Consider the following 9650-nt stretch of genomic DNA (forward strand, 5'->3'; position numbering starts at 1 on the left):
CGAATTAAATTGAAGCATCTTTATCCTGTTTTTGAAACTGTGGAACACTAAAACTCTTAACACTTGTTTGTGACTATCAATTTTTAGCGTTGGCGGAGGATGGTGGCGGCAGCTATATCGCTTGTTTGTGACTATCAATTTTTAGCGTTGGCGGAGGATGGTGGCGGCAGCTATATCGCTTGTTTGTGACTGTCAATTTTTAGCGTTGGCGGAGGATGGTGGCGGCAGCTATATCGCTTGTTTGTGACTGTCAATTTTTAGCGTTGGCGGAGGATGGTGGCGGCAGCTATATCGCCTGATGGTCTGTGGTGATAATTTCTTACCTAGGCAGGCTAATACACCATTTTCAGCTTGACACGCCACTAGGGTGTGTTAGCGGTAGCATAACTGAGTAAAACCCTACATTTATTGTCAGTGCGTAAGTTATGGCCATATTATTTTGATAATTATATCATATCATATAGCGTTTCATCGGAATTTGCACAAAAAACTTCGTTCCTTTACCTACTTTTGACTCAAAAAAAATTTTACCTCCATAATCTTTTAATATCTCACGAGTAATATATAAGCCCATTCCTGTTCCTCCTTCATCCTTACGGGTTGTAAACTGCTGCTCAAAAATCTTTTCACGATTCTCATTAGGAATTCCAATACCATTATCTTCAATAGATACCTGAATGTACTGTATCTGGTCTAATGTAATAACATCAGTTATAACTGATATCTTACCGTTTTTCCGATTAGATTTACTAATTGCAGCTAATGCATTTGACAGCAAGTTACAAATAACACTTTTAATTTTATTTTCATCAATATAAATAATTGGAATTCCATCTTGATAATTTGGATCTACTTTAATTTCCTCTTCAGATAAAATGAGTCTTACAGCATTATACACAAGTTTGTTGATATTCACAGGAACAGATTCATTTTTTTTGAATTGGGTGTTGATTTCACTAAGTCGTTCTCTAATCCAGCGCAATTTATTCTGAAGTAGTAAATCTTTGTCTCGCTGATTTTTACTGCTTTTATCTGAAAGTCTTTCCAGAGTTTGGTAAAAATCTATAAGTTCATTTTTATATTGATGTAAAAAACCTCCTAGCAATGAATCATATCCAACTAGAAGAGAAGCATTTAAAACCTTTTCTTTTTCAAAACGCAGTTCTCTGCGCACTTTTCGTAATTCATTAAAAATACGAACTCTTTCTATAATTGCTGCTGTTAGAAAGGCTATACTTTCTAAAAAAGCCTTATTACTGTCGAAAAAATAGTAGGGATACTTAGTATAAACTGAAATGGTTCCCAAACATTTATGTTCTATGGCAAGAGGCAGGCAAGAAAAGGATTTTAAATTATTATCTCTTATCCAATCTTTGTTATTAAATTTATCTATTTCAGAATCAATATCTACAATAAAACAGGGTTTATTAGTTTGATAAACTTTTCCAACAATTTGACTACCTGCTCTTATCGATTCGTTTTTTCTTCCACTCCAAGAAATCTTATTAGTATGAGATTTAGCTTTAATTTCTAAATCTTCACTTTCGCTAATACGTATAATGCAAGCTTGAAATGTCATAATATCTGGAAATTGAGGCAGATTACCAACTAATGCATCCGCCATAAACTGGTAAACTTCTTTGAGATCGAAATTTTTGTCTATAACTGCCAGAGAGATAAAATTCTCAATTATATGATTAACTAACTTTTGTTTTTCTCTCCTTCTAAAAGTTGAAATATAATTGGTAAGATTCGCGCCAATAAGCATTAACCAGTAAATATCATCATTGCTAAAGCTATCTGGAGCCTTACTGTTGAGTACTTCAAGGATGCCAAAAGTTCTATTTAAACTGTTAAGAGGAACTGAAATACCGCATCTGAGATTTCCTAACTTATTTTCGTAGAAAGCTCCATAACGCATATCCCGATATTCTTTTAAAATATTATTAGAATAATGGGGTTCACCAAAAGCCGATTCTAATCCTGTTGATGGTACCGCTTTTCCCGAAAAGCTATCTCCAGGTTTGTAATGTTCATCAGAAAGCCAGTCGTTACCAATTGGCTCTCCTTGAGCGTCAACACCATTAATTCCTACTCGTCTAATGACTCCTTCTTGGGAAAATAAGAATATGGATGCAACTTGAGCGCCTAATTTGCGACGAACTTCAACTAACGCTTTTTGCACAGCATCTGCAACACTCTCACATTTCATTAGAGTCTGACTCATCTCATTGAGGTTGCGAAGCTGCTCACGAATATCTCCTAATTCCATAACTAATCAAATCAAATTAAGTACAATTATGCAAATATATTAGACATCTCCAATAATAAAAAATAAAATCAATTATCGTACAGAAATTATCAATTATTTCTCCCTACTCCCTACTTCCTACTCGCTCTTTTCTGGAGAAGTCTTAAGTTAAGTATTGTAAGGGCTAGAGCAAAACTACAAACGAAAAGTTTGTATCTGTTGGGTTGCGAGATACGCTTTTTATATTGCGGAGCAAAACTCGTCTATGAAAATACTCAATCTGTAGATGACTCAGGAGCAGTAGGTAACTGAAATTCATTAGGGTTGACTGTCCTTGCTGGAGTGGGTTGTTTTTTGGACTCAGACTCAGGGGGAGTAACTGACTCTTCAGTATTATTATTGTTAGTAGCACCAGCACCTGTTTGAGGTGCGCCTGGTAAAGTTGCTAGAGCTACGCGATCGCCTCCTACTTCTCGCAATAAATCTAGAACTTGCACAACATCATTGTATCTTGCTTCTTTCGGAGCATATAATACAACGACTCCACGAGGATTAACTTGATGATATCTCCGCACAAATTTTTCGAGTTCAACTGCATTTACAGCTTGTTGTTCAATAAAAGTTTTTCCCACCTCATTCACACTTACAAGTAACATATCTTGTGATTGAGGTTTACCCGTGCTAGCTTTTGGTAAGTCAACATTAATTGCCTGTTGACGAGTTAGTTGTAAAGCGGCTAAAAGGAAGAAAGTTAGAATGCAGAATATTACATCAATTAGAGGTATTAATTCAATTCTAACTTCTTCAGCAGCAGATTCTTGATTAAGTTTCATTGTTTTTTTGTTTGGAGAAAAGTTACTATTAGAGGGAACAGGGAATAGGGAATAGGGAATAGGGAATAGGGAATAGGGAACAGGGAACAGGGAATAGGGAACCCACCCCTCGCCCCTCCCCCTCCCAGGAGGGGAATAAAAAACTGATAATATTAGTAATATGAGACTTTTAGCTATTGGACAGTTCTTGTAATTTGTAAATATGCCAGTGCACATTGCTATATCAGCACTTAAGAATTCTGGTATCTCAAACTCAGTTATAGAGAGAAGTCCGAAAATGACTAACTCAGCAATTTAATAGTCTTCATTCTCAATAATGATGAAAATAAAGGTTTGTAGCCATTTCTAATTGAGAATATAATTTGGGAGATAATTGCCGGAAATTCTGAAATCAATTATTAATTATTAATTATTAATTATTAATTATTATCTGGCTCATCTGAAGTTCTATCAATATCCTTTTCTGCTGGAGAATCTGTTGGTTTTGTATTCTTTTCTAAAGAATCTGAAATACTCTGAGAATTCTGGTTCCATGTAGGAGGAAAATAAGTATTATTATCTGATGAATTGTATTTATTTAAAGTATTTAAAGATGTCTGTTGCCAATATTGTCGGTAGAGTAATTCTAATTCATTACCAGATTTCCTAAACACCTTCATTTGATTAAATAACAAACTTTGAAATAATCGATAAAATACTAAACTAACAATAGCTACTACTAAACCAGCAGCAGTACTAATTAAAGCTTCGCCAATACCAACTGTCACCCCCGCAGTTGAAGAAGTGCCCAAGTCCCCAAGGCGAATCGAGCCAAGGGAGCCAATAAGACCTAAAACAGTACCCAGTAAGCCCAACATCGGGGCCAAAGCAATCACCCCTTCCAGCAATTTATCTCCTTTGCGCATTGAGGCCAACTCATCATCGGCAGAAGCTTCTAGTGCCAATTTAAAGACTTCAGGTTCCGGATTTTGTAATCGCAGAGGAGCATAGAGAAAACGACCAATAGGTTGTTTTAGTGTGCGTCTAGCCATTTCTGTCGCGATACTCCAGTCACGACGTGCGGCTTCTAATACTCGGTTAACAGTTTGTTTTTCTTTAATCAATAGATTTGTCCAGAACCATAGGCGGTCTATTATGGTACTAAGGGACAGGATTGATAAAACTAACAGGGGCCACATCGCAGGGCCTCCTTTCTCAATCAGCTCTTCAAAGGTCACAGTGTATTTGCTCCTGTAGTTTCAACTAATTACAATTATTTGTCTATTTACTTTGTTTTTAAGTTCCTTAGAACTTTCAAGAATTTAGAATTTAGAATTTAGAATTTAGAATTACCTCTCTTTTAAAAGAATGAGGATTGACTAATCATGAAAATTTTTCTTCTCTTGGTGGTTGGATATGGCAAGGTTTCTTCGCCATCCATCGATCGCTTTTATCCTCTTCAAATAGGAGGCTTTCAACCACAATTTTTCGGTAATGCTTTGAGAATTATAGATTGACAAAATATAAATTAAATGATATAATTAATTAAATCTAAAAGTTTGAAACTTTTGCATATTTTATCAGCATTAATCTTCAGCATAATTAATTTAAGCTATAAATTGCCAGCTTAATTATAAGTACTATAGTTGATAATTTGTCCACAAGAGAAGTTGATTACAGGGTGTACGGTAGATATTTTTCAGAAATAAGTCAAAACTCACTGGTGCAAAAATTTAGATAAATTCATCATTTCTGCATTGTAATTTATTTGGTTTTGAGTTTTACAAGAATTATCCTGGAGAAACTAGGCTTTAAACCTCTATGATTAATTTCTGAAGTATTACTTTGGAAATTTGCAAATTGTTAATAGAGTTTTAAAGTCCCTGGCTTTAACGAAGTCAGAAGTCAGAAGTTAACACAACCCTAACCCAACCCACCCCCGCCCCTCCCAGGAGGGGAGCCAGGAGGGGAAGTAGGGGATTTGAGCTTCGCTCCAAAAATATTGCGCCTTAAAAGGCGGGGTTTTAGAACCATGTTATTTTGATAATAAATAGCTGCAAAATGTAGAAATTAGCATCAGTTAAAAATTATTTTGGCAAATAAATGGAAATAAGAGGTAAGTATGACAGAACAGTTATGTAAGTCAGATAAAAGTAAACCTTCAAACTTGGATTATTCGGTAGAAAATTCTACATTGTTATATTTTTGCTAAAACATCATCAGAGTCATCTAAAATGTTTATCCCCTCCATCAGTCAGGCCATTAATTATAATCCCTTTAGAGCTACACCAGAAACTCCTGTAGAAGATGTAATTACTTCTATGAGTCTTACGGGTGCAAGTTGTGTGTTAATTGTAGAATCATCGTCTTCTTCTAATGTTGTAAAAACATCTCAAGAAAGCGATCGCACTACAGAATCTCAAAACCAAAGTAATGGCTTCAAATTTCAAGATACAAAACTACAATCTTTAGGGCCAATCATTGGTATATTTACTGAGCGAGATTTAGTACAGTTAGTCTCTATCAGTGCTTCCCTCAGTGGCTTTCCGATTGCTCAAATTATGATTAGATCTATAATAACAGCGCGACTATCGGAAATTCCGGATATCTTTACTCTTTTGGCAATACTAGAAAAACATCAAATTAGCCATTTGCCGATCGTTGATGAGTCAGAAGAGCTTATTGGCCTGGTGACTGCCCGTAGTTTAATTTTTGATCGGCCTCAGACAAATAACAAAGGTCAAAGTTTAATAGCCAATAGTCAAGATGAGGCATCTATTAATCAAAATGGCGCTAAGGTAATATCCCAAGAACAAGAGTTAGAAGCTCACAATAATGCAACAAAAATAACCTCTGACTCATCCTTAACTTTACCAGCTAACTTAATCCAAATTAATCAATTAGAACAAATCTCCGAATCTCAAATTATTAAAGCTTCATCTTCTTTTTCAGTTCGGCAAATTACCCAACTAATGTTTACCCATAATATTAGTTATATTCTGGTTACTGAAACCAAAGAAAATCCATATCAAAATCAGAAATTAACTAAGATATTAGGGACAATTAGTAGTAGAGATATAGTACAACTACAAGCATTAAAAATAGATTTTAATCAAACTAAAGCTGAGACAGTTTGTAACACTTTGCCAGTTCTAGTACGTTCTCAGGCAAGTCTAGAAGTAGCTTTAGGTTTAATGAAAAAAAATTATTATTTACTGCCTCTAATTGTACAAACTCCCACAGGCAAGACAACTAATATTATTACTACTACAAAAATAATTCAACAAATACTTTTACCTAAATCATTATATCAATCATTAATTCGCTTTCATAATTATATAGAAAAAACATCTATTCAACTGCAAAAAATAGATGAAAAATTCAAACAATCTGCTATAGAACGGGAAAATTTAGAAAAAAATCATCTCAAAATAGAAGAAAGTAAAGTTATAGCAGTTGAAGGAAATAAAGATGGTATTTGGGATTGGGATCTCAAAACAAATGAAATATTTTACTCATTTCAATGGAAAAAAATGTTAGGGTACAGAGATGATGAAATTTCCCATAAAATTGATGAATGGCTAAATAGAATTCATCCAAAAGATATTGATAAAGTTAGTGCGGCAGTTCAAGAACATTTAACCAAAAAATCTCTCTCCTACCGAATAGAATATCGCATTAAGCGCAAAGATAGTAGTTTTATTTGGGTTCTAGATAGAGGAAAAGCATTATGGAAATCGGGAACACCAGTGAGAATGGTGGGAAGTTTGATAGATATTACTGACTCTAAAGAAACAGAAATCAAACTAAAATCTCAAGTACAGCAGTACACGGAAATAATTAATAATATTCAAGAGATAGTTTTGAAAACTGATGCTACAGGTAATTTAATATTCTTAAATGAAGCATGGACAAAAATTACAGGATTTACTTGTGAAAATAGCTTAGGTAGAAATTATTTAGAGTTCATTCATCCAAGAGATAGAAAAAAATTAAATTCTTCAGCAGAGAATACCCAAGAAAATGAAAATATAGGGTTGGTTGCTAGTAATCAAAAATTAGTGGAAGGTTGCTATCAATTGAAGTGGTTAACCAAAAGTGATAATTATTGTTCAGTAGAAATGAAGAGTACATTGGTAACCGATAAAAAAGGCAATGTTACTGGTATGGTAAGTACACTCAGCGATATTTCTGCGAGGATAGCAACCCAAGAAAATTTGCAAGCTAATGAGAAAGCAATTAGAGAACTCTATGAAGTCACTACTAACGCAGATAACTCTTTTGAAAGCAAAATAGTTGCATTATTAGAGATGGGATGCCGTCGGTTTGGCATGGATATAGGACTATTAGGAAAAGTTTTAGGAGAACGTTATGAGGTTATTGCAGCTCACTTACCAGAAGATTTTCTATTTGGAATAGCTAAAGGAGATGCTTTTGCTCTCGATCAGACATTTGATCGGGAAGTGTTGCGCTCTAATGAACCTCTAGCAATCGCATCTGCTAAAGATTCCCAGTGGCGACATCATCCAGCATATACTGTGCGTCGCGTAGAATCTTATCTTGGCACGAAAATTTTTGTTTCAGGAAGAATTTATGGCACTCTCAGTTTTACCAGTCGTTTACCAAAAAATAAATGGACTTCAACAGATACAGAAGTTTTAAAGTTAATGGCGACTTATATCGGTGGCGAACTATTGCGACAAGATGCTATAGAAGGTTTACAGAAAAAATATCAGCACATTTTATTGCTCAAACAAATTACTCAAGAAATTCGCTCTAGGTTAGATACTCAAGAAATTTTTCAGACTACTGCTACTCAAATTGGGCGAGTATTTGGAGTTAACCGTTGTTCAATTCATAATTATCTTTGCGAACCTTATCCCCACCTCCCTTGTGTTGCTGAATATTTGGAAACTGGTTACGAATCAACTTTAGATTTAGATATTGTAGTTACTTACAATTCTCATACAGAAAAGTTATTATCAGAAGATAAAGCGATCGCTACTCCAGATATATTTTCAGATCCTTTATTAAAATCATCTGCACCGATGTATCGGAGGCTAAATGTTAGATCAATGTTGGCAGTTCGTACTTCTTATCAAGGACAGCCAAATGGTATTATTAATTTGCATCAATGTGATTATATGCGTCAGTGGACTAAGGATGAAATAGACTTATTAGAAGATGTGGCATCTCAGGTGGGGTTAACATTAGCTCAGGCGAAAATATTAGAGTCAGAAGTTACTCACACACAACAGTTAGAAGCTCAAAATCAGGCTTTGGAACAAGCTAGAGAAGCAGCGGAAGTAGCAAACCGTGCCAAGAGTGAATTTCTGGCAATGATGAGTCATGAAATTCGGACTCCAATGAATGGTGTAATTGGGATGACAAGTTTGCTATTAGATATGGAATTAACGACAGAACAACGAGATTTTGTGGAGACTATTCGTACCAGTGGAGATGCGCTTTTAACTATTATTAATGATATTCTTGATTTTACTAAGATAGAATCTGGTAAGTTGGAATTAGAACAAAGTTCTTTGGATATTAGAAACTGTGTTGAAGAGGCGTTAGAATTATTAGCACCAAGGGCAGCACATAAACATTTAGAGCTTGCTTGTTTAATTGATAGTTCTGTACCGGGAGTAATTGTGGGAGATGTGACGAGGCTGCGTCAAGTGTTGGTTAACTTGCTAGGAAATGCTTTGAAATTTACAGAGAAAGGAGAAGTTGTTGTTTCTGTAACTGCTAGAAAAGTTAGTCAAAACGATCAATTAGAAGATATAAATTATGAAGAAATATCTAACGGTGAAGTTCCTAGTAAAATTACAGGTACTTATGAAATTCAGTTTGCTGTGAAAGATACAGGTATTGGTATTCCTCCCGGCAGAATGGACCGTTTATTTAAAGCTTTTTCCCAAGTAGATGCTTCTACAAGCAGACAATATGGCGGTACAGGTTTAGGATTAGCCATTAGTCAACGTTTAAGTGAAATGATGGGCGGTAAAATGTGGGTGGTTTCTCAGTGGAAAGAAACAGATGAATTGAAAGAAGAAAATAGGCAAAATACTAAGTCTAAAATTAACAATAATGGCAGAATTAATAACCTAGAAACTGATATAAATTTGGCTAATTCAAATACTGCTGAATCTCTAGTAAATATAGCAGGTTCTCCACCTCCTTATTTTGTTAAGCCGGAAAAAGCTTATAGAGGTTCAACCTTTTATTTTACAATTCAAACAAAAGCAATTAGAGTTCCTTATTCTGAAGAAATTGATAGTTTATTAAAAGGTAAAAAAATATTAGTTGTTGAAAGTCATCCTATTAATCAAGATGTAATCAAACAACAAGTTAATTCATGGGAAATGATACCTATAATTGCTGATTCTGGTACAACAGCTTTGAGTTTGTTGAACCAGAAAAGAGATTTTGATCTAGGGATTATTGCGATGAATCTTTCAGATATGGATGGGTTGACATTAGCGAGAAAGATTCGGAAGTTGGAAACTGAACAAAATGCCCCGCAAAAGAATTCGTTATCTTTGCCCTTGTTAATGTTTACTTATCTCAGCAAGGCAGAAATTTTC

Annotated in this window: 5 protein-coding genes; 2 read left to right on the forward strand and 3 right to left on the reverse strand. The window is 34.9% G+C overall.

What is annotated here, in order from left to right:
- Nucleotides 1–451: 451 nt before the first annotated feature.
- From F6K54_RS33015 to F6K54_RS33025, 3 genes are all read right to left on the reverse strand, one after another.
- A complete protein-coding gene (locus F6K54_RS33015) occupies nucleotides 452–2272 on the reverse strand; it encodes an ATP-binding protein (RefSeq protein WP_293087516.1) in 1821 nt (606 codons plus the stop codon).
- 254 nt (nucleotides 2273–2526) lie between these two features.
- Nucleotides 2527–3084 carry a biopolymer transporter ExbD gene (locus F6K54_RS33020; protein WP_293087519.1) on the reverse strand — a complete coding sequence of 186 codons (558 nt, stop codon included), beginning with the start codon at nucleotides 3082–3084 and terminating at the stop codon, nucleotides 2527–2529.
- 419 nt (nucleotides 3085–3503) lie between these two features.
- A complete protein-coding gene (locus F6K54_RS33025) occupies nucleotides 3504–4301 on the reverse strand; it encodes a MotA/TolQ/ExbB proton channel family protein (protein WP_293087522.1) in 798 nt (265 codons plus the stop codon).
- 147 nt (nucleotides 4302–4448) lie between these two features.
- Between F6K54_RS33025 and F6K54_RS33030 the strand changes: the two genes are divergently transcribed.
- Both F6K54_RS33030 and F6K54_RS33035 read left to right on the forward strand, forming a co-directional pair.
- On the forward strand, nucleotides 4449–4580 hold the full coding sequence (locus tag F6K54_RS33030) for a hypothetical protein (protein ID WP_293087525.1): 132 nt from the start codon (nucleotides 4449–4451) through the stop codon (nucleotides 4578–4580).
- A 717-nt stretch (nucleotides 4581–5297) separates the two neighbouring features.
- Nucleotides 5298–9650: PAS domain-containing protein (locus F6K54_RS33035; RefSeq protein WP_293087528.1), on the forward strand; the 4353-nt coding region annotated here is incomplete at its 3' end.

Source organism: Okeania sp. SIO3B5 (assembly GCF_010692555.1).
Classification (GTDB): Bacteria; Cyanobacteriota; Cyanobacteriia; order Cyanobacteriales; family Microcoleaceae; genus Okeania.

What these genes read in the sequence shown, in the direction of transcription:
- F6K54_RS33015 (WP_293087516.1), bottom strand. Translation starts at nt 2,272, where the DNA reads ATGGAATTAGGAGATATTCGTGAGCAGCTTCGCAACCTCAATGAGATG.
- F6K54_RS33020 (WP_293087519.1), bottom strand. Translation starts at nt 3,084, where the DNA reads ATGAAACTTAATCAAGAATCTGCTGCTGAAGAAGTTAGAATTGAATTA.
- F6K54_RS33030 (WP_293087525.1), top strand. Translation starts at nt 4,449, where the DNA reads ATGAAAATTTTTCTTCTCTTGGTGGTTGGATATGGCAAGGTTTCTTCG.